Source organism: Hydrogenophaga sp. PBL-H3 (assembly GCF_010104355.1).
Lineage (GTDB): Bacteria > Pseudomonadota > Gammaproteobacteria > Burkholderiales > Burkholderiaceae_C > Hydrogenophaga.
This window is the reverse complement of record NZ_CP044973.1, coordinates 70,740-91,978: the sequence shown is the minus strand read 5'-3', so window position 1 is coordinate 91,978 and position 21,239 is coordinate 70,740. Positions and strand designations below refer to the sequence as shown.

18 protein-coding genes are annotated in these 21,239 nt (G+C 60.3%); 3 read left to right on the top strand and 15 right to left on the bottom strand.

Annotation, left to right across the window (positions count from 1 at the left end; all coding sequences use genetic code 11):
- Window positions 1-76 precede the first annotated feature (76 nt).
- The 4 genes from F9Z44_RS20970 to F9Z44_RS20955 all read right to left on the bottom strand — a co-directional run bounded on the left by F9Z44_RS20970 (window position 77) and on the right by F9Z44_RS20955 (window position 4,747).
- On the bottom strand, window positions 77-1,234 hold the full coding sequence (locus F9Z44_RS20970) for a competence protein CoiA family protein (RefSeq protein WP_159608909.1): 1,158 nt from the start codon (window positions 1,232-1,234) through the stop codon (window positions 77-79).
- Window positions 1,231-2,601 (bottom strand): replicative DNA helicase, encoded by a 1,371-nt coding sequence (gene dnaB / locus F9Z44_RS20965; protein ID WP_159609086.1) that lies wholly within the window; start codon window positions 2,599-2,601, stop codon window positions 1,231-1,233. Before dnaB ends, F9Z44_RS20970 begins: the two co-directional genes overlap by 4 nt.
- A 219-nt stretch (window positions 2,602-2,820) precedes the next feature.
- A complete protein-coding gene (locus F9Z44_RS20960; protein WP_159608908.1) occupies window positions 2,821-4,146 on the bottom strand; it encodes a hypothetical protein in 1,326 nt (441 codons plus the stop codon).
- A gap of 70 nt (window positions 4,147-4,216) precedes the next feature.
- The gene (locus tag F9Z44_RS20955; protein WP_159608907.1) at window positions 4,217-4,747 is read right to left on the bottom strand and encodes a hypothetical protein; all 531 of its coding nucleotides are present in this window, start codon (window positions 4,745-4,747) and stop codon (window positions 4,217-4,219) included.
- A gap of 466 nt (window positions 4,748-5,213) precedes the next feature.
- On the opposite strand from F9Z44_RS20955, the gene F9Z44_RS20950 reads away from it, so the two are divergent.
- Window positions 5,214-5,954, top strand: coding sequence for a hypothetical protein (locus F9Z44_RS20950; protein ID WP_159608906.1), 741 nt, complete (start codon window positions 5,214-5,216; stop codon window positions 5,952-5,954).
- 229 nt (window positions 5,955-6,183) lie between these two features.
- Here the strand turns inward: F9Z44_RS20950 and F9Z44_RS20945 are convergent, their stop codons facing one another.
- From F9Z44_RS20945 to F9Z44_RS20925, 5 genes are all read right to left on the bottom strand, one after another.
- On the bottom strand, window positions 6,184-6,849 hold the full coding sequence (locus F9Z44_RS20945; RefSeq protein ID WP_159608905.1) for a hypothetical protein: 666 nt from the start codon (window positions 6,847-6,849) through the stop codon (window positions 6,184-6,186).
- A gap of 625 nt (window positions 6,850-7,474) precedes the next feature.
- On the bottom strand, window positions 7,475-12,634 hold the full coding sequence (locus F9Z44_RS20940; RefSeq protein ID WP_159608904.1) for a DEAD/DEAH box helicase family protein: 5,160 nt from the start codon (window positions 12,632-12,634) through the stop codon (window positions 7,475-7,477).
- A gap of 275 nt (window positions 12,635-12,909) precedes the next feature.
- A complete protein-coding gene (locus F9Z44_RS20935) occupies window positions 12,910-13,302 on the bottom strand; it encodes a hypothetical protein (RefSeq protein ID WP_159608903.1) in 393 nt (130 codons plus the stop codon).
- On the bottom strand, window positions 13,302-13,685 hold the full coding sequence (locus F9Z44_RS20930; RefSeq protein ID WP_159608902.1) for a hypothetical protein: 384 nt from the start codon (window positions 13,683-13,685) through the stop codon (window positions 13,302-13,304). Before F9Z44_RS20930 ends, F9Z44_RS20935 begins: the two co-directional genes overlap by 1 nt.
- Window positions 13,678-13,932, bottom strand: a complete 255-nt coding sequence (locus F9Z44_RS20925; RefSeq protein ID WP_159608901.1) for a hypothetical protein — start codon at window positions 13,930-13,932, stop codon at window positions 13,678-13,680. Before F9Z44_RS20925 ends, F9Z44_RS20930 begins: the two co-directional genes overlap by 8 nt.
- Window positions 13,933-14,247: 315 nt before the next feature.
- Here F9Z44_RS20925 and F9Z44_RS20920 point away from each other — a divergent pair, with 315 nt between their 5' ends.
- The gene (locus F9Z44_RS20920; protein WP_159608900.1) at window positions 14,248-15,030 is read left to right on the top strand and encodes a hypothetical protein; all 783 of its coding nucleotides are present in this window, start codon (window positions 14,248-14,250) and stop codon (window positions 15,028-15,030) included.
- Between the two features lie 71 nt (window positions 15,031-15,101).
- On the opposite strand, the gene F9Z44_RS20915 is transcribed toward F9Z44_RS20920, so the two are convergent.
- On the bottom strand, window positions 15,102-15,656 hold the full coding sequence (locus F9Z44_RS20915; protein ID WP_159608899.1) for a hypothetical protein: 555 nt from the start codon (window positions 15,654-15,656) through the stop codon (window positions 15,102-15,104).
- A 125-nt stretch (window positions 15,657-15,781) separates the two neighbouring features.
- Between F9Z44_RS20915 and F9Z44_RS20910 the strand changes: the two genes are divergently transcribed.
- Window positions 15,782-16,003, top strand: a complete 222-nt coding sequence (locus tag F9Z44_RS20910) for a hypothetical protein (RefSeq protein ID WP_159608898.1) — start codon at window positions 15,782-15,784, stop codon at window positions 16,001-16,003.
- A gap of 188 nt (window positions 16,004-16,191) precedes the next feature.
- On the opposite strand, the gene F9Z44_RS20905 is transcribed toward F9Z44_RS20910, so the two are convergent.
- From F9Z44_RS20905 to F9Z44_RS20885, 5 genes are all read right to left on the bottom strand, one after another.
- Window positions 16,192-16,947: a YcbK family protein gene (locus F9Z44_RS20905; protein ID WP_159608897.1), complete on the bottom strand. Its 756-nt coding sequence runs from the start codon at window positions 16,945-16,947 to the stop codon at window positions 16,192-16,194.
- 154 nt (window positions 16,948-17,101) lie between these two features.
- Entirely contained in the window at window positions 17,102-18,634 is a 1,533-nt protein-coding gene (pilV, locus tag F9Z44_RS20900; RefSeq protein WP_159609085.1) for a shufflon system plasmid conjugative transfer pilus tip adhesin PilV, read from the bottom strand.
- An 83-nt stretch (window positions 18,635-18,717) separates the two neighbouring features.
- Window positions 18,718-19,773, bottom strand: a complete 1,056-nt coding sequence (locus tag F9Z44_RS20895) for a type IV pilus twitching motility protein PilT (protein WP_159608896.1) — start codon at window positions 19,771-19,773, stop codon at window positions 18,718-18,720.
- 3 nt (window positions 19,774-19,776) lie between these two features.
- The gene (gene pilM, locus F9Z44_RS20890) at window positions 19,777-20,211 is read right to left on the bottom strand and encodes a type IV pilus biogenesis protein PilM (RefSeq protein WP_159608895.1); all 435 of its coding nucleotides are present in this window, start codon (window positions 20,209-20,211) and stop codon (window positions 19,777-19,779) included.
- Between the two features lie 25 nt (window positions 20,212-20,236).
- A complete protein-coding gene (locus tag F9Z44_RS20885; protein WP_159608894.1) occupies window positions 20,237-21,178 on the bottom strand; it encodes an ATPase, T2SS/T4P/T4SS family in 942 nt (313 codons plus the stop codon).
- Window positions 21,179-21,239: the final 61 nt, after the last annotated feature.

Sequence of the window (21,239 nt, the reverse complement as noted above, 5' to 3'; positions counted from 1 at the left end):
GGTGGTGAAAACTGTCTGTACGTTTTTCATCGCTCTCTCAAGCAGCACCGCGGTATTCCGCTCGGCGCACCAGCGACTATGGGGGATCATTCGCGAGGAACGAATTCCAGTCCCTGTTTGAATCAGTGCGAGCGGAACGGGGGCTCAGAAACATGGCCGCGTTCAGCGGTTGAGGGACCCAGTACATGCCGTTTTCGAGATCACTTCGACCAACGCTGGGCGGGAGCATTTCATCCCAACCCTCGTAGGGCTCTGGATAGGGAGCGACACCGTACATTTTTGCCCCGGGCCCGCATGCCGCGATGAGTTCAGGCGTGCAAGCTCGCTTCACGAACTCCGGGTCCATCGGATACACCACCCACGCATCACCAGACTTCAGTTCGAAAAACTGGAAGCTGGCCAATGGCGCGTGTCCAGGTGCCATCGGATAAGACGGTGGGGGCGGCGGCGGCGCAGGAGGTTCGTTGCCTTCCTGTCCACCGCCGTGCATGCGCTCACGCAACATTTGGGCACTTTTGCCCCAGCGTTGAGCAGCTGTGATGCCTGCCTGGTGGTTGAGGCGTGCGTTCGCTTCCTTCATTGCTTCGTCTGACCGTTGCTGTAGCCTTGCCATGGCCTGCGCGTGCAGTTGTTTGAGCAGAGGATGGTGGAGCCACAGGAATTTGCCGTGGCCCTCGATGTGGGCGACTAGCGACGCTGCGTCTCGACGCGCGGCCGGGTCGGGAGGCGGCAGGAAGTAGGCAACGGAGGCGACCTCCTGCCCCGCGCTCAGTAGGTGGGAGGGAGTGCCCTCATGGGTGTGAATCAACACGACCACTTCAACGCCTGAGGTGAGTCGCGCGGTGCCGGCGGCTGCGTCACGAGCGGGGCGTTCTTCCCAACGAACCGATCCCATGAACTGTTCGGCGACTTCAATCGGCTCGTGGCCACGAAAGTAGGCGGTCGTAAGTTGTGCGAAGATTCGGCATGGCGGCAGGGTCAATGGCCCGCTCAGTGCAAGGTACTGCAGATGCTCCATGCAAAAGCGGCGCAAGAGGTTCTGCGCTCCAACCAGACACTCGGGACGCTCTTGCCCTCCTTCGTGCGCGAAGTGCCATTCCTTTTCCGTGCCTTGACGCGCGATCAGCGGGCTGGAACAATCGGGACAGAAGCAGGCGCATGCCGCACCTCGCTGCACGTCCCCCACAAATCGAATTTCACCGCGGGCGTCCAGCGCTGCGAAAAGCTGGCTCATACGTCAGCCCCCGACCATGCGAGGTTTTCGAACCTCGTAAGCTGATTTATGAACGACAGTTTGACGATGCCCGTGGGTCCATTTCGCTGTTTGGCGATGATGATTTCGGCAACGCCTGGTTCCTTGCACGCTTCTTTGGTGTAGTACTCATCGCGGTAGATGAACATGATGATGTCGGCGTCCTGCTCGATGGAGCCCGACTCGCGCAAGTCGCTCATCATGGGGCGTTTGTCGGTGCGGGTCTCCACGCTGCGGTTGAGCTGGGACAGGGCAATCACCGGGCAATGAAGTTCTTTGGCCAGCATCTTCAAGCTGCGCGAAATCTCACCAATTTCGGCCGCTCGGTTGTCGCCCTCGCTGGTGCTTCCGGTCATCAGCTGCAGATAGTCCACGACGATCAGCCCCAGTCCGCCACACTGGCGCGCCAAGCGGCGGGCATTCGCGCGAAGCTCGCCAGAGCGCAGCCCCGGCGTCTCGTCGATGTGCAGGGAAACGCCACGCAACTGCTCGACCGCCTCTGTCAGGCGCGGCCACTCATCGTCGGTGAGTTTGCCGGACCTCATGTTCGATTGGTTGATGCGTCCGATGGAGCCCACGATACGCACGGCAAGCTGGGAGGCCCCCATCTCCATCGAGAAAACTGCGACAGCCTTGCGTTCGTGCAAAGCGACGTGCTCCGCGATGTTGATGGCCAGGGCCGTCTTGCCCATGCTCGGGCGCGCGGCAAGGATGACCAGGTCACCGGCCTGCAGGCCCGAAGTCATCCTGTCCAGATCGATGTAGCCTGTGCGCAGCCCCGTCACATCCTGGGGATTTTCTGAGCGCTCGACAACATCGTCGAGCAGGGTCACCACCAGGCTCTCCATCGACTGAAACCCGTCCTTCATGCGGGAGCCCTGCTCGCCGATGTGAAAGATCTTCTGCTCGGCTTCGTCCAGGATGGTGGCCACCTCCCTACCCTTGGGGTTGAAGGCGGCAGTGGCGATGTCATCGCTGGCTGCGATCAGCTGGCGCAGGACGGCACGCTCACGCACGATCTCGGCATAGCGCCGGATGTTGGCCGCGCTGGGGACGTACTGAGCGAGCGAGTTGAGGTAGGCCAACCCGCCGGCGGCGTCGCTCTTGCCGATGCCCTGCAGGCGCTCGTAGGTGGTCACCACGTCGGCCGCTCGGTTTGCGTTGATGAGCGACATGATCGCCTCAAAAATCGACCGGTGCTCGTGCCGGTAGAAGTCGTCTGGGCGCAGCATGTCGCCCACCCTGTCCCACGATGCGTTGTCCAGCAGCAGGCCGCCCAGCACGCTGGACTCGGCCTCGATCGAGTGCGGCGGCAGTCGCAGCGCGGCGGTCTGGGGATCTGGCTCCATCGAATCGAATGGTGGGTAGTGCTCCGATGGACCAGAAAAGTGCGAGTCAGCAAAGGACGTTCCACCCGACCTGCGAGGAGCAGGAATGCCCGGCTCGCGGGCCGTGGGCGCGGGCCCGGAAAACAGATTCCCGCTCCCATCTCGCATGGAGGGAACGGTCACATCATCGAAGTCGTCTTGGCTCAAGGTGGATCTCGCTGGTGGTTTTTGCTTGAAAACTTACTTTTTGGCAAGCTCTGCGGCGCGAGGGCGGCCCTGCCTGACCTTGGCTCCGGTGCTGGCACCGCCCGGTTCATCTGGCGCAACCACAGGCGCGAGCAGGGAGGCGGCTACCCGCAATGAATCGGCGCGCTCGAAGCCAGCACGCTCAATGGCCGCGGCCGCACCGAGGGTTTGGGCCCACTGCTGGATGAGGCTGTTGCGCACAATGGATGCCCCTTGCGCGACCTTCACGCCTTCCTTGCGCTTGTTGAGTGTTGCGCCCTGCGGTGTTTTGAAAATCCCTGCGAAGGTTCGCTTGACCAGGTGGTAGACGGTGGCAGGGACCATTTTTGGCATCGGCGTCGCGGTGCTCATGCCCTGGCGCGAGGGCAGCAATGCTTCCCCAAGCCCGTGTTTGGCGAGATATGCCTTGAGATCTCGAAGGTTCTTGCAGCTGGCGGCGTGGCGCAGCAGCAGCTGCTCGCGCAGCGCTACCCACGGCAGCACGAGACTGGCGCAACCGTCGCTAAGCTCAAAGGAGCGACTCACCGTGTCGCTTGAACTTGGCACGTCCAGTCGCACCGGTGCCCCGGGGTGGCGGGCTCCAGCGGGGTTGTCCTCAGGCGTGAGCGTCGCCAGCGGGTCTCGCCTGTCACCCCCCAACGAACGTTGCGCGCTGCGGGTGTTCTGCATGGCCAGAATCAGCGCGGTTTCTCCCACGGCCAGGTCTTTGCCACGCAGCGCGATCAGTTCTGCAGTGGTGAGCCCGCACTCGGTCAGCAGCGCCATGGCGGCGCGGTCGCGCAAGGCCGTCCAGTCACCGGGGCGCTCGGGGTTGGGCGCGTGGACCGCGCGCAGCAGGTGCTGGTCTTGCAGCAGCGCCAACAGGCCCGGGGGCAGTACCTGAGGTTGGAGGTCGCGGCCGAGAATGTGGGGCACCGCGTCATCCATGCCGATGCATGGGTTGTCCTCGATCCAGCCCTGCCCGCTTGCATGGTGGTAGACGCCCCGCAGGATGCGCCAGTAACGCTGGCGGGTGAAGTTGGACATCACGTTGTCCTTGAGCGTATTGCGGCGGCTGTTTTTCCCCGGCGCCGCGCCATTCAAGAACTTGTTGATCGTCTCCGCCGTGGCCGCTGGCCAGCCGGCTATGCCTTGGTCGACGAGCCACTCGGCATAGGCCCTCCACATGACCTTGTTGACATTCTTGGTCGCGTCGGCGAGCGATTCCCGTTGCTGCACTTTCTCACACCAGTTTTCGAAAAGCTCTTCGGCGCCCGTTAGGGTGGCGGCTGGCTTTGGTTTGCGTTCGCCGGCAGCCGGCTTTGTTTCTTTGGTGGACATGGTGGATCTGCTTCGGTCGTGTCGGGGTATCAGGCGAGATGGTTATCGGGGGCGCGTGCAGGCAGTGGGCTCAGAAGGTCGCTTGGATCACTTTGAACGTCGCGTCAACGATGGTGGCGCGGGCCTTTACGTCCAGGCGCATGTGCAGGTGCAGGTTGTTCACGGCATTCACGAGGTGGTCCAGCGTCAACTTGAAAGCGTAGCGGTCGTATTCGAGAACCTTGCGTCCATCCCCCAGGTCGACCGACTTGGCATCGGGCAGGAGAGACAACAACACCACGCGCCACATGTCGGGTTCGGGCGTGAGGAAGTGAATCCAGTAAGGCCATTGCTGATTCAGGGCCTGCAGGAACACCTTGAACTCAGGGACGGCGTAGAGATGGCGCGGGTCGTCCTCGTAGCCCAGGACCGAAAAGGAGACCCCGTGGACGAAGCGCGCCACCAGCGCCTGGTCGGTGCTGAGCGTCAAGAGATCGCTTACGCAGCGTCCAACATGTCCCGCCTCCACCTCTTCGCGGGTGATGAGCAGAACCAGAAAGTCGGCGTCCGGTGGAATCTCACCGAGGCCGCCCGCCGTTGACTGGTGGAAGTAGATGGACATGGTGCTCAACCTGGCTGCAACTGGAAGAAAGGCCGGCTGCCTAGCACACGCGCGGTGCGAATGCTGAAGCTCTCCACCACCAGGAGCGGTAGCAGACCACTATCTTTAATTACCAATCGTATGGCATTCGCCAGAACTCCCCCTCCTTCCTGATAGACCTCTTCTCTCGTTGCGTGAAGAGGATGCGGAGCTCGGACACCGCCTCGGCCATGGTGCAAGGTGGGATGAAGGGGAGAAAGAAGGTTTATCAAAAGGGGGGTTCGGCGCATAGGTGTGGGAGGGTAGAGGGGGAGCTGCAGAAAGGCGCTTCGTTGGTAATTAAAGTTACCTCGGTTCAGGCCGGTGTCAAGAGGTGGCAATGAACGAAGTTGCATGCGTTGGCGCGGCAAGGTTCGTTGCGATGGCGGCCAGAATTTGGTCATCGTGTCGCGTAGAGCGGCCTCTGCTCACTCATCCCAATCACGCCATGCTGCTCAAGAGCCTTCTGTCCCTGTTCCCGGTCGCCTCGTTTGCTGGCCAGACTTCGGCCGCGCCGGCGAGCTCCCGTGCCGAGGTCAAGGTGGTCCGGCACAACGAGAAGCCGCGCGACTTCCGTGACTCGCTGCAGTTCGCCAGCGATCTCATGCCGGCGGACGTCGTTCCGTCCGAGCTGGACGTGGCCTCAGGCCCTGCCCCGCTACAGGGTGTGAGCGACATCCCGCTGATCGGCACCCTGGCCCAGCGCGCGGCCAGCCGCCCCACCGGCATCGAGCAACTGGCCTACCACTGCGGTGACGTCGCTCTGCAAAACGCCGCCTTGGCCGAGTTGCTGCGCATCGACCCCAAAAACCCGCTGGTGCATGAGTCGGTGCGCGCCTACATCTTCGAGATGGGACAGCACGAATTTTTCGCCAAGGGCTGGCGCAAGGCCAACCGCTTGAGCCTCAACCCCAACGACATCCTGCACGACCTGCACGTGGACTTCGAGGCACGCCGCCTGCAGCTGCTCATGCGCGCCGAGAGCGCTCCCATTGAGCGCAAGAAGGTTCGGCGTTTCTTCTTCAAGACCGTGCGCTACACCTGGATGGGACGCACGTTCGACACCCTGGACGTGGCCACCGCTGCCAAGCGCGCCGAGTGCCTGCGATTGACACGCTGCGTGATGGGCGATCGGCTGGAGCCGCGCCACGCCCGTTCGCGAATTCCCGCTCACGCAGCCGTGCACTGATCGCTGCCCTTCTCTCAATCCCCCGCCTCCTGAACACCCCCGCTGGCCACGCCCATGGCCCCGGGGGCTTTGTCTTTGTGCTTGGCCGATCTGTGACTTTGAATCCAGCGGAAGTGCCGTGCGTCGCGCGGGTGGCCACCGATCCGTGTTCGATCTGCCCGTGCACAGCGCCGACACAACGAAAAAACCCCCGGCAGCTCGCGCCCCGGGGGTTGTTTGGTTGAAGTGATCAGGCCGCGACCTGTTCCTCCTGCAGCATGCGCTGTTCGTTTTGGACCTTCATGCGCGCGCGGCGCTGGCGCTGCACCTCGCGACGCAGCAGCACCTGGTGCACGATCCTGAGGTTGCCACCGAAGTGGGCTGCCGCCTCTGACGACGGCGCGGCCGAACTGCGGTCATCAGGATGCATGCGCAACAGAATACGCAGCGCTGCGTCGGCCTCGGTGTGCGACAAGATGGCCACTTCACGCATGCCGTCCAGCAGACGCGGGTAGCGATTGGCGCGGCCTTTGTCGTTCAGTGCTGCGCGCGCGAGTGCGGCCGCGGGCGCGACGTGGGCGAACATTGCCTCGTGAAGCGTGCGTTCGACCTGGTTGTGCTCACGCCGGTAGCTGAGACCGGCCATCGCCAGATTCAGCAAGGCGAAGACTTCGCCGTAGGGCGACTGTCCGAAGAAGGCGGGCCAACGCGTCTTTCCGTGGGCCGCCATCAGCAGATGGCCAACGTCGCGGTTCTGGAAAATGGTCTGCACCGCCTGGATCTGCTGCGCTTGCACGTCAGGCGCCCAGCGCCCAGTGAGACACCAGCGGTTGAGTTGCCCGAGCGACTTGGCCAGGCTGCTTCGCCCGACCATCAGGTCATTGGCGTAGGTGTGGATCTGCTGTTCTTTGTTCATGCTCATCTGAAGAGATGCACAGAGGCGGCAGCGCACCCGGTCGGGGCAGGCTGTGCCCCGGCGCGGGTTGGAAGAATGGACCGCTGCTTGCCGACTCGACGCCGGCGAAACAGGAAAGTGGTCTTGACCTCGACCCGCAAAAGAGGGGGCGAAGTCGTAGGTAAACGTCAGCACGGGGCCGACAGGCATGCCTTGAGGGCAGAGGTCGGGTTTGAATGTAGCCCAGCATCGCGCAACTGTCCGCCCATCTGGGCCACTTGTCGCCGTCGGCTCGGGTGGGCCCGGCCCGGTCATACGCAGCACACAACCGCCCCCTGCGCCAAGGATTTGTTCGGCTGGTGTGGCTCAATGTCGACCGCAACACATCCGGCAACAAAATAGTTATCCACAGAGAGCTGGGATAACGTGCCCGTGAGGTGGGCCAACCTGCGCGGAACCTCAAGCGTGATGCGGGTTTGAACAGAATGCCGGAAATCTAGGCAGCCGTGGCCCCAAATGTTGGTCATCGCAAGTGTTGTGGTAGACCCCGATCACTGCCAGTGGCACGACCCGATGCAGGTGCACTCAACAAACGACAGGCAAAGAAAAAGCCCCCCCAGTCTTGAGACTGGGAGGGCTCTCCGTTTTAGTTGGCTTCGGCCTGAGCACCCATTGCCTGGGAGCCTTCGGTGGCCTTGTCCAGATCGAGGGCTGCCTCGATCTCGCGTTGCCGCGTGCGCGCCGCCTGCAGCTGCTCGCCGAACTCGAAGTCCTGCGTCAGCATGGCGGTGATACCCGCGATTTCTTCAGTCTTGCGACCGAATTCCTCGCGCATGCTCGCCGGCAGGCTCGCGAAGCCTTTGACAGATTCGTACACCGATGCACCCACACCAGCGTGGTCATGCAGGTTCGGACGGCGAACAGACACTCGCGTGCCCGTCACGGTGTCAACAACCACCAGATCAGAAGTACCGAGGTACTTGTCAATCTCCAGCTCGAACGACCCGCAGGTCGCGATCGTTCTGGTGCCGACCAACACCTTGCTCACCGCTTTGATGGCGGATCCCAAGGCTTGGCAGTTGTCTACTTCCGTGGCCATCGCTGCAGATGCCGTCGACGTGCAAGGCGTGAAGCGCACAGCGGTTGTGAGACCGCTCGCTTCCTTGCCCACCGCATCGAACTTGTCCATCGATTTCTCGATGTAGTCCAGGCGCTTTTGCAGTTCCGTCTTGCGACGGCCCATGCGCCAGCGATCCTGCTCGTAGTGGTCCAACTTCAAAGCGAGTTTTTGCACCGTGGCGTCCACCGTAGCCTTTTCGAGCACGAGTGGGTTGCCGGAGGCGATCGCCTTGATCTCGGCGTACGACAGAGCCGTCATCGAGATGTCTTCCACCGAGCGCAGACCGGCTTCCGCCGTCATCACCTGGTCGATAAATCGCGCCTTCACGTCCAGCAGATTCCAGCTGTACGCGTCGAACGATCCTTCTGTCACGTAGCGCCACAACTCGATGCTCTCGCATGTGTTGCCTTGGCGGTCTGCGCGACCGTCTCGCTGCTCAACATCCGACGGCCGCCATGGGGCGTCTATCTGATGCGAAGCTTTGAGTAGCGTTTGCACGTTTGTGCCTGTACCCATCATGGCCGTGGAGCCCAGCAAGACGCGGACCGAACCTTCCCGAACCCGCTTGAACAACTTCGCTTTCGCGGTGTCGCTGCTGTGGCTCTGAATGAACTCGATCTCGTTTGCTGGAATTCCCTTGAGCACGAGAAGGCGCTTGACCTCTTCGTACACCGAGAACCCCGAACCACCGGGCGTGCCCAGATCACTGAACACCAGTTGCGTCAGACGCCGCGCTGCACCTTCTTGCCAGATGCGATGCACGTTTTCAGCGACCTTGGCCAGCTTACCGTTGGGGTCGAATGGGAGGCCAGGGGCGACCATCCTCACGTCCAGTGCTGCACGTCGACCATCGTTGGTCACGGCCAGCATGTTGTCTTCTTCAGGCTTCACACGTCGCTCGCGGATGGCGTCTGCACGCTTGACCAACGAACCGATGATCTCCTTCAGTACCTCGCTTGGCTGAGCCGAACACACCTGCGGACGTCCACCCATGATTTCGGGAGTCGGCAGTTTCAGCATCGCCTTCGTTTTCACATCAGCCACCCCCTTGAAGATGGCCATGAGTTCCGGAAGGTTGACAAACCTTGAGTAACGAGTTGCTGTTCGGAACCCGCTTCCATCGGGAGCCAGTTCAATGCCGGTGACGCTCTCCCCGAAGCTTGCGCTCCAGGCGTCGAACTCGTAGATGCCGTAGCGTTTGAGCGTCTTGGGCTGCAAGTACACCTGCATCGTGTGGAACTCGGCCAGGCTGTTGGAGATTGGCGTGGCCGTGGCCATCACTACTCCCTCTTCCTTGCCTCCACGCATCTCCATGATCACTCGCGTTTTCATGAAGACATCGAATGCACGCTGGCTCGCCACGTTCGGCAAACCCGCCATGCGGGGCATCTTGCTGACTCTTCCGAGGTTTTTGTACGCGTGACTCTCATCAATGAAGACTTGGTCCACGCCGAGGTCGTCAAACCAGATTGCAGTGTCATCGGCCTTGCCGTTTTCCACCACACGCTGAAGCTTGGCCTCATAGTCTTTCATCCTGCGCTCCAGCTCCTTGATGGAACGTTTTGCGCCTGAATCCTGCGTCAGCATAAGTGAAACGCGAGCCTCACTCAACATCTGATCGATGAACGTTTCCTGGCGCTCAGGGCTGAGCATCAGGCGTTCGAAACTGGATTGCGTCATCACGACAGCGTCCCAATCTCCTGTTGCCACTTTGGCCACGAACGTGCGACGTTTGTCGCCCGCGAGGTCATCTTTCGTTGCCATCAGCACCTTCGCCTGTGGGTACAGACGAACCGCTTCAGCGCAGTACTGCTCCAACGTCGAGTTCTGCACGACGTGCAGCGGCTTGCGTGCTTTGCCAAGCCGACGCAGCTCCATGCCTGCGGCGATCATCGTGATGGTTTTGCCCGCGCCGACGCAATGCGCCAGCAGGGTGTTGCCATTGACCACGATGCGCCAGATCGCGTCCTTCTGGTGAGGGTACGGGACCACGGCAGCACTCATCCCGGGGAGGTGAAGGTGCGAGCCATCGAACTTGCGCGGAACAACCTGGTTGAACTCATCGTTGTACAAGCGAAGCAGTGCATCGCGGCGCGCGTCATCACGGTAGATCCAGTTACGGAACTGGTCGCGAATGGCTTGCCACTTCTCACGTGCATTCAGCGTTGCTTGCGGGTCCACCATCACGGTGCCGTTGATGGTCATGTTGACCGTGGGCGGCTGCTGGTTGAGAGCAGCTTCCACCAGCACCAGCGCGCAGCGCTTGTCGGTGCCCCACTTCGTTTTCTGCAGCGTGTGGTCGCCCACGTACTCCAGGTTGTAGCTGGTCGACTTGACACTCCACGTTGCCGTGGTGGCGTCAAAGGTGACCGTCAGCGTGGCCCGTGTGTCATTCACAAGCTCGGTGGCGAATTGCTTCACCACCTCGACTGGAATCCACGGTGCCCCCAAGCGCGCTTCGACTTCTGCTGGGCCGAGATCGGCGGGCAGTACTTCGGTCAACGCCTTGATGTTTTCCTCGTACGCAGGACCGGCGGCTCTCGCCTCACCGATCTTTTCGCGAATGTGGCCAGACAGGTACTCATCTGCAGGCACCCAACGTGCGAGCACCGGGTCGCGAAACGCGATGCCGGTGTTGTTCATCTCCTTGACCACTTCCATCACCGGCTTACCGGTGCGAAGCGCCATGTCTTTGAGGACGATCTGACCGTAGAGGGCCAGACTGATCAGCATCGCATCCTTCGCGGTGTCCACCCTTTCAGGCAGCACCGGTTGGCCAACAGTGCGTCTCGTGAAAATGTCAGCCTTCTCGGCCTTGGCACTCTCATCGTCCCAGATCTCCAGCGCGAGCATCAGCGGCCAGTTGGGGTCACCCCGCATCACACGGCTGTTGGCCGTGGTGCTCAGGAACCCCATCTGGGCCACGTACGCGTCATAGGTCGCCCCAAGACGCTTCTGCAACACTGCCAACTGTTCGTCATCGTCCGAGCCAGCCTGGAAACTGATCACCGCAAGCGCGGCGTCCCGGATGTCGATCATGCCCAGCATGCGCTTGCGCGCCGTGCCGGAGTACAGACCATCCAAATCGAGCAGTTCTTCACCCTCGCTCACGCAGATGCGGTTGTCACGCAAAACGAACGACCCCGGTGTGACCTGGGTGATGTTCGCGTAACGCGTCATCGCGCTCACGAGGTTGGGCACGCCGGCGTCTGCACGTGCTTGGTAGACCCCTTTCGGAATCTTGGTTTCCACCAGATGGCTGAGCATTTCGCCCATTTCCTCAACGTTGCCGTCGAAGACTGGAACGGCCTTCTCGCCATACTGACCCGATTGCCACGCCAGCTTGCCCACGATGTGATCGGGGTGTCGGAGGTAGTAGCCGTTGATCTTGCTGCCCACTTGCGTGGAGCGGCCAGCGTGGCGGTTGTAGACGCTCTTGCTCGCAGGTTCGTTCGCTTTGAACAGCTCCTGCTTTGCATCGAACGTGTCACGCCAAATCGGTGATGCCTGATAGTCCGGCGTCTCACGACGCTTGAACACCAGGATGTCGGTGACCGCTTGCGTATGAGCAAACGATTCGAACGCCATGGTTGGCAGGCGGAACGCACCCAGCAGTTCGGCGTGAGCCGAGATCCACTCACGATGCGCGTCCTTTTCGCTGTCCAGCGTTGACTTCGTTGTGATGAGCACCATGAGGCCCCCTGGGCGAACCAGATCCACCGACTTTCCAAGGAAGTAGTTGTGGATGCTCCAGTCTGCGTAGGGCGCCTTGCTTGTGTCCATCGACTTGTACTTGCCAAACGGCACGTTGCCGATGACTAAATCGAAGAACGCCGAGGGCAGCTTCGCCTTCTCCAGTCCGCAGGCGTGAACCTGCAGTCCGTAGGGCGCGAAACTTGCCTCGAGCATTGCTGCACTCACCTGATCGAGTTCGACCGCAGTGATATCGCTCTTTGCCGCCATTTCCTGCGGCATACCAGCGATGATGTGACCAACGCCGGCTGAGGGTTCCAGCACGCGTCCGCCTTCAAAGCCCAGCTTGGCCACGATCTTCCACAGGACCTGCACCAGGTGCGGGTCTGTGAAAAACGCGGAGTTCACTGAACTCAGCATGGCGGCGTACTCGTCATCGGTTGTGACCGACTTGAGCTCGTCGCGCAGTGCGGAGAATGCGTGCGGCGTGGAGCCATCGGGCGAGAAGATCCTTGCGGTTCCACCCCACCCGCTGAACTTCAGCAGCTGCACCATTTCGTCCACACTGATCTTGCGCTTGTCTTGCGACAAGCTCTTGACCAGCCTGATTGCGCTGATGTTGTCCCTGGCGCGCTGCTCGGCCGAGGCCGAGGGGCGATAGTCGTCAGAAACCGTCAAGGGCCACAGGGCCCTGCGGTCCTGAAAGTCCAGATCGTTGCTCTCCGTGCCCCAGCCGTTCAACACCTGGTCGAGGACAGTGCCCAGGGCATCGTCTTCGGGTGCGAACGAGCTGTCGAGCAGTTCGATTTTTCCGTCTTCCTCCGGAGCATTCGACCTGGCGTCAGCCATGTCGAACACCACCTGAGTGATGACGGAGGAGACCACTGCGATTGGGGTCTTCTTCGAGGGGATCTCGAAGTCGTCCAATGTGAGGCCACCCATCCACACGTTGCTTTCGCTGTTGTGGGAGTTGCGTTGAGCAGAAGCTGCCATGTGTTTCTCCGTTTGAAAGGAAAAGCGGGAAACACACCTCTCCCTTGCGGGAGTGGCTTGCATTCCCGCGAAGGTTGAAAAGAGTTGTTAACGGTCGACCTGTGCGTTAAAGCGCAGGCCGACATTCGGAGCCCCGAGGGTGCTCATGCGAATGACGAAAGCGGCAGCACCCCGGAGAGGTCTGCCGTCTTTCCGCAGTGACACGCTGTGCGCATGCCCTGGGAAAAGACCCCTGCTTTCACAGGGGCCTTCGGTTCAGGTTGAAGGTAGGTTGATCAGATCGTGATGAGCCAGGCTGGGCGTGCCCCGCACTCGACGTTTCTCAGCTGGAAGATGTGGCGTGTACACACTCTTTCCGGGCCTTCCGTGTCGATCGCGCGGGCAACAAAGCTGCTGCCGCCGTTGACCTGCGCCGCGTAGGCGCTGGCTTCGAGCAAGCTGGCCAGCCGATGCTGAGCCTCGCGGTGAACAGCGTGGCGGCGTACCGCTGCACTGCTCCACTCAACGAATCGCTCATGGACGCGCGAATCGATGAAGACCCGCCGTGCACCGAGGAACTTCCCGGCATAGGCAGTGACATCAATGAGCTCGCCACATCGCAGTTGTTCTTCGATGCTCTTGGGCTTGTCAGCAACGTTGACGAAATGGTTGAAGTGGGCAATTCGCATCACGCGCCTCCATTCGAAGGATCGCAACCGAACGCGTCCATGAGTTCACCGAAAGCCTGTTCGTCGACCGCACTGGAGGCGGCCGCATTCAAGCTCATGATTTCCTCATCCAGCACTTCGTCTGCAGGTGACTGCGCCATCGCTGGAGCAACCACTTGGGCCGGCACCACTTGAGGCACCTCGTTCTTGGTGACCACGGGTGGCAATTGGACCGCTGCAGGTGAGTTTGACTGGGCAGCGTGACGCTGCTTGGCCTTCATCTCACGCACAGAGCGTTCCTTGCGACGCCGCTCCTGATCTTTCAGGACGGCGCCACAGTCGTAGCCTGGGATCGCGATCTGGATCTTCCTGGGTTTTTCGATGGCAAAGTAGTTTTTAACCACGTTGTTCTCCCAGTGTGTTCATCAGCGCGCGGAAGTTGGGATGGATTTCCCACTTCACAGCTGCGAACTGTTCAAAATCATCCTCACAGATGACTCGACCCTGACCCTTGGGAACCAAGGGCAGGATCTGAAGCTGCAGTCCTCCACAGGGGAAGACCGCGACAGAAGTGTCTCCCCCTTCGAGGACAAGCGACTCGCCCATGGCGTGCGCCGTCACAGCTTTGCTGTACAAGTTTTTGTAGTTCATGAAAATTTCCAGGCGGCGGAACGCCGCCGAACACGCGCCAACCCACGCACGACTGCAGTGCAGGTGATGAAGATGGTGCGAAAGGGATGACCGAAAACAAAAGCGTGTAGCTCTTGCGCCTTGCGAGGCAGGTCAGGTGTTGAAGGCTGTCACGAGAACAGCGATGGCAAAGGATGCCGAACAGTCGTGATGATAGGGGCGCCCGTGCGTTCGGTCAAAGCATCCGGGCCACTTTTGTGGCAGCCGTGGCCAATGCATGGGAAAGGCATCGTAGCCCGAGCAAATCACCGTCGATTTGCACGTAGATTGGCAGGTATGAACCTAGCCGACGAACTCCTGAAAACTTCCTTTTTTGGTCCATGGGTGCCAGCTGGGGAGGGCGAACCCAGAGTTCAGCATGTGTACGCGTCGCTGTTGCACTGGTATGAATCCGCCAAATTCATGCCCCTGCACCCGACACACCGCGACTACATCCTGCACTCGCCGACCTTCAAGGAAGCAAAGCGCTATTCGCGGCTGCGCAAGGACGCCTGGCGTTCGGACTGGAACATGGTTCGGCCTTCGATTCTCATTTCTGGTCTGGGCATGCTGGCACTGCAGCGAAGTGACCTCAACCTCATGAGCGCTGAGCTCTCTGACATCAAAGCTGGACTTGGCGATCTCGCCCTGCCCGAGCGCTTCATCGATGCCTGTCTTGAGCGGTTTGAAACGTGGCGCACCGGCGCCTTCGTTACCTTCATCGGTGCAGATACGGCGCCCGAGGCCATAGTCGGCAAGGCAGTAGCCAAGCTTGTTTCACCCCTGCCCACGTGGACCCTCGTGTCGAGCTGCAACGCCAAGACGCCATGGCGGCTCCATGACTGGTGCCTGAGCCGCTTCGTACCGGTGGCCTACATGGGCAAGCCCGAGACGCGGAACAGTCGGCCGCTGCAGGAGAGCCTGATCGACTATGCGGACCAGGTGGTGATCTTTGAGGAGAAGAGGGCCAAGAAGCATGACAAGGCGATCACGCTCGCGCGCGGCAAGAGGCGCAAGGTGACGCTGGAGATCTACACACCGGCGGATGAGGCAAACCGCAGCCTCGAAGGCATGAACTAGCGCACTCCAGGAGACCAAAAAAAAAAAGGCCCGGGTCCTTGAGAGGACACCGGGCTTTTTTTGTCTGCTCATCAGCGGTAGTACGCGACGGGCATCGACAGTTTCCTGACCACGCGCAGAGCACCTGCGGTATTGATCAGGTAGACCGACTCGCCAGCGACGATACGGTCAAACGGTGCAGGCTGGACGATCGTGACGATACGCGGCTGCTTACCGGGTGTGAACACCTGGAGCACGATCTCCTGGGCCTGGGCCCCCAAGGTCATGGCAGCCGCACGGTCGCCCAACAATCCACCCACAAGAGCACCCAATGAGGTGGCTGTGGTGTTGTTGGCGGCACTGCGTCCGATCAGAGCCCCAAGGCCAGCACCAGCAGCAGCGCCGATGGTGCGGGCCTGGTAGCTCGTCTCGACCTGCCGCAAGGTCACCTGAACGACAAGAGCATCCTCTGTAGAGGAGTACTTCTGCGCCTGGTTGGTCCCGTACACGTTGCCGGACTGAGCAGCAGCCGGAGCTGGTTGCATCAAGGTCATGGCCAAGACGAGGACAGAGAAGATTTCTGCGAACACCACTGCCTTGAAGGCGCGGGGAAGTTGCAGGAAGTTTTGGAACAGAACGGTTTTCATGGGATTGCCTTCGATGGAAAAAAGAAGGGGAATCCCCCCTTGCAGGGAGGAATTCCCTGCAGGGTTGAAAGAGTGAAAGAACCTACTGTCGCACGCGTTCAAACGTCGTCGTCGGCGTAGTACTGGTGCTGGTGCTGGTGCTGGTGCTGGTGCTGGTGCTGGTGCTGGTGCTGGTGGACATCGTCATCGTGATGATCGAAGTCTGGACTTCCGTTGTGAGCGGAATGTTCTGCATGTGCCTTGCTGTTGCGCTGGACAATGAATGCAACAAAAGCGAAGAAGGCGACGATTGTGAGGAGGATGGTCATAACTGTTTCCGGTTATGGACTACCCCCCTGCGGGTGTAGCCCGCATGGGTGAAAGCGTGCACAAGGCACACGAAAGCTCAGTTGAGCGAATCGGAATCGAGTATAGGCTGGAGCGGGTTTGACATCAACCCAAACTGGTCACCGTGGAGCCGCGCTCATGGTGTGCGCGAACCAGAGATGCGCTTGCTCAAAAAGCGTTGACTCCCGGCTTGCGTCTGGCCAACGAATCAGCTTGCCCAGGCTCGAACGCGGCCACGGTCGAGGTGAACAAAGTTCTTGCTGGCGTAGAGCCCCACACCGCCGCCCGAGAGCCACTTGCCAAAGGCCGCTGCGATCGCCGTTGGGACACTCGGGATAACGATGTCGGCAGCGCCACCTTTGACGTGCCAGCTGTCGCGTGCCGCACCTTCCGTCATTGCATTCGTCAGCATGTGCCGGAGTGCCGATGTGAGAACGACCGGCTGATTGATGCCGAAGCCCTGCAGCCACGCACAGTACGCGTAGAGAATGTCCAGGATTACTGGGTCCATGAGCATCCACGGCGTGAGATGCTCAGGCTTGATGCGACCTGCATCCAGCGCACTGGATATTCGCCGGTCCTTCGCCTTGAGCATGCGATCAAACCGGACATCCCTCATGAACCACGAGACGGCTTCATAGCCGGCTTGGATCAGATAGCCGTCGCGCCAATAGACCTGGCGTATTTGCTCTCCCGTTGCAGGCCTCGTGAGCCAGACCCACCGGGGAGCTGTCCAAAAGTCCGCCGCGCTGTTTGGCTGCGGCGCACCGACTGGTGGCTGCACTGATCTTGCGAGGACGATGGAGGGAGCAGCAAGCCCCCCTGCAGCCAGGCCACCCGCTGCAAGAAGCGTTCGAAGCATGCGGCGCCTGGATGGGCTCTTCCCGGCGCTGCCTTCGGGGAGGATCAGCCGACTTTCAGATTGCACCTCAGGAGCACCAAACATGGCGGTTTGGCGTTTCATTGTGCTTTTCCCGGGGCATAGCTGGGCGCGGGTGTGGAGGTGATCCGGTTCATGGGAGAAGTTTGGCGGGTTCGTGCGTCACGTCGACCCCGCCAACAACCCGGTTTCACCTCAAAGCCTCACCATTGGCCGCGCAACATACCGTGAGCAGGTGTCAAATATTGGGTGCGGTAGTTCCAACGCCACGGGCGCAGAGTGTTTTCCACACCACGGCACTGCTGCCGCCCTGCGAAGGGTTGTCCCAACCCGAGTCGTGAGACTTGTACACCGCTGTGTAGCCTGCTGCACAACCTGGATAGTTGTACCAGTTGTATCCGCCATAGGCCCAAGCCTGGTACATGTTGGGCGCAAGATCAGCAGCCCCAAGCGTGCTGGCCCACCGCCCAATGGACCGCAGGTAGATGTCGTTCACGTAGGCCGACGAGGTCGCCGTTTGAGGAGTATTGTTGTCGGCACCTGCAGCGCTCCGCATGATCAGGCCCCACGTGTCGTTGTTGACGTTGAGCGTCCCGGTCATCGTGTCACCGCTCGTTTTTACGCTGCGTCTCCAACCGCCAGAATCGCACTCCAACGTGGCGCCTGCAGCGTTGCGGGAGACACGGCCATTAGCTGGGCACGCCGTGTTTTCAACGTTGATTGTGGTCAGCATGAGCCCACCCATGGTGGCGGTGCCCGCCACGGCAAGATTGCCAGCATCATCGACACCCAATGGAAGCCATGATCCAGCACCATTGCAGGTGAACGCTCGGGGCCCAACACCGATACTGGGGGTCTGAACTACTCGCGTCTGATTGACGGAGGCCGCGTTGCACAGGGGGAGCCCGGCGGCCGTAGCAACTGGGTCTTCCCAGAATGCGCTACCGCCCTTCTTCCATACAGCGCTCTCGCATGCGAGGACTGCACCGGAAGCATCGCGCCCGATCGCGCCATTTGTTGCACACGCCGATCCCGCAGCCTGGATCGTGGCCGCGCCCATAAGGATGGGAGTGTTCATTGTGTTGAGGCTTGGTGCTCCAGAGACGGGATCGCGATACAACGTCGCTGCCTGTGCCGCGCCATCTTCAAACCAGAGTGCCATAACTGGATGCCCAGCGGCCACAGTGATGTTGCCAGCGGTTCCGTCGCACCGCTGCCCCAAATGGTTCGGGTTGCCAAATGCGCCCACCGCAAAACTGTAGTTGCCCATTGCTCCACGTGCGGTCGTGGGTGCGGTGGAGTAAAGACCACCCCCGGAGCCTCCAATGGTCGCTGCAACCTGCCCCAGACTGAGATCGTCGAATGCGTTTCCGCCCTCGGTGATTACAAGGCCGGACAGGCGTCCGACAGCGGTCTCAAGAACCAGTACGCACGTCGCCTGCGCAGCTGGGTTTGTTGAAGAAAAGCCTGCTGTAAGGTTGCCCGCTGTGATGAGATCGGATACCCGAATCAGCGCCGGCGTAGATGCAGTGGCCGCCGCAAGGACAGCAGCGTGGTTGTCCCTGATGTATTGAGCTGCGGCGTCGCCGACAGTCTTCGTGTGCAAGGCAGTCACAGACAGCTTTGCATCATCGCCCGCTGATTGGACAAGCTGGGTAACACCAGCGATCACACTACCCAAAATTCCGAGAGCCAGAAGTAGTTCGATAAGGGTCAAACCGCGCTGGTGTGTTGCGCGAAGAATCGAACCGCGCTTGTGAATCAGTTTCATGATGTCTGCTTCCAACTCTGTATTGAGGATCCTGCGCGTAGTGGAGGGAAACCATCACGCATGGGTTGTAGGACTACGTGCGCTCAGGCCCGAACGGCCTCATAAGCTGCCGCGTTGGCCATGACTGCCTTCACTGCGTCTGCCTTGGTGACGACACCTTCCTGGATGAGTCGCAAAGCGGAGGCACCGAGGCTGACCGAAACGTCATCTCCGCGGTCAAGCTTGTTCTGCAGCTGTTCTGGCGAACCCAGAAGCTTCGAATATTCGCGCTTGTGGTTTGCCATGAAGTCCACCGCCAGGGCGTAGCCGTCGCCGCCTTTCTTGGGAATCAAAGTCTGATTGATCACCGCCAAAAGACATGTGGCCAGCGACTGGAGTCGGCCTTCCCGCTCGTTGTCCTTGAAGAACGAGAGCATTTTGTTGATGGTGCCAACGCCGGAGCTCGCATGAAGCGTTCCAATCACGAGGTGCCCTGATTCACCGGCGATCAAAGCTTGCTCTGCAGTTTCGCGATCACGAATCTCGCCAATCACAATGACGTCTGGTCGTTGCCGCATGGACGCACGAACGCCGTCGAGGAATGAATCGCAGTCCGACCCAACCTCGCGTTGCGAAAAAACCGCCTTCTTCCGCTCGAACTTGTATTCGATAGGATCCTCAATGGTGATCACGTGCGCGGGGCGCATTGAGTTGATCGAGTCAACCATTGCGGCCATCGAAGTCGTCTTGCCCGAACCCGTGGGCCCGGAGATAAGTACCAAGCCAGACGGATGATCCAGAATAATGCGCAGGCCCGATGGCAGGCCGCTGGACTGGATGTCTGGTGTTTTTGTTGGAATCTTGCGAATCGAGAGCATGCGCTTCTCACCCGCATTGGCAAGGTAGGCGTTGACGCGTAGGCGGCGTTCATTGATCACGAAGGGGCGGTTGACCTCTGCGTGAACGATCTTGGATTCCCAGTTGGTGTCCAGCTGCTCCATGAACTCATTGATGTGACTCACCGTGGGGATGAAGTCAATCCCTGCAGCGACCCAGCCCCGAGGCGTCTTCAACATCAAGGGAGCGTCCTGCTCCAGCATGATGTCAGTGAACACCCGATCTGATTCGAGCAGCCGTTCGAGCGTGTTTTGAATATGCATTTCTCAAAGACCCATCATTACAAGGGCGCCGCCAGCGATGGCAGCAGGGAGGTTGATACCGGTGTCGTTACCTGTGGCCGTTTGCAACCGACCAGTTGTAGGATTCTTGGTGCCGACCAAAATCGACTCCGCTGTTTTTTGCGAGATGCTTCCCACTGTCCCTGGGCTTAGGACAGTCGTAGAGTAGATGTAGAGAGTTCCACCGGTTATGAGATTGGTCCACTCAGCGCGGCGTATATAGCCCGGCAACCAGTGCGGGACCAACGATGCATCGTCGATCGTTCCAGTTGCACCGGGGTTAGCGGTTATGTAGTTCCTGACCGCCTGGCGGTAGGCGAGGAAGTTGGTAGCAGAGACATCCGCCATTGCCGCGACGCTCACAGCCTCTTTGCGGGGGATGTCCTGGCCGACGTAGTAAGTCACCAACGCCAGAAACACTGCTGCAATCCAGATAGGGACCACGTTAGACCTTCGCTGATGCGGGCAGGTGCACGAGAGTGCGATTGAGCTGCGCTTTCACTTCATTACCGACCTGGTCGAACTTACGCTGTCGAATGGTGTTGCGCACTCCAACGCAATCCTGCTCTCCAAGCCAGAGGAACTCCAGTTTCGGCTTGCGCGGCTCCCCTTCAAGCCTTTGGTGCATCACAGCGAGCAAGCCGTTGGCCAGCAGGCCCGCCGCGTCTTCTGGGTTCCCTATGGCGCCGACGGCCAGCGAGTAGATCCGTTCGATTGCCATCGGGACGGAGTCAGCATGAATAGTGCAAAACACAAGCCTGCCGTTAATGGACGCACGCAACGCTTCTGCTGCTGCTTCTGGTTCCCTGATCTCGCCGATAAGGAGAATGCTGGGAGCCCAGCGCGCAGCCTTGCGGCAAGCCTCTCCGAATTCGCCACGTTCTGCCCACGTCTGGTAGCAAACGCCCTCACCATGATTACCCTCGAGCGGCATCTCAGGCGGATCTTCGATCGTCACTCCAACACCACCGAACTTGCAGAGACGCGCAGCAACGATTGAAGAGGCAGTAGTGGTCTTTCCCTGTCCGAAGGGACCTGCAACAACCACCAGCCCGCTCAAGCCGGGACGGGTCAACTTCTCCACATAGCCCGGGTGAATGCTCAAATCTTCTGGCTTGAGGATGGACTCTGGCATGCGGCGCAAGACATACACCCGCTCTTCCAGCGTCTGCATCACAGACGCGCGGTAGGCAACGTTTCCGCATCGCACCGGAAACTCCTCTCGCGAGGTCACCGCTTCAATGGCCTCGCACTCCCTGCGAAGTTCAGCCAAATCTTGCTCAGTGCCGACCGGAGCACTCACCGGGTCCTTGGTGTTCGGAACGCCGGACAGCAACGCGCGGCTTCTACCCAGATAGATGTCTTTGAACTTGAGAGACTGAAGCATGGCTTTCCTGGCTTTGAATTTGCCCACCCAATGGTTAGGGGGGGCGATGGATCAATGAGGG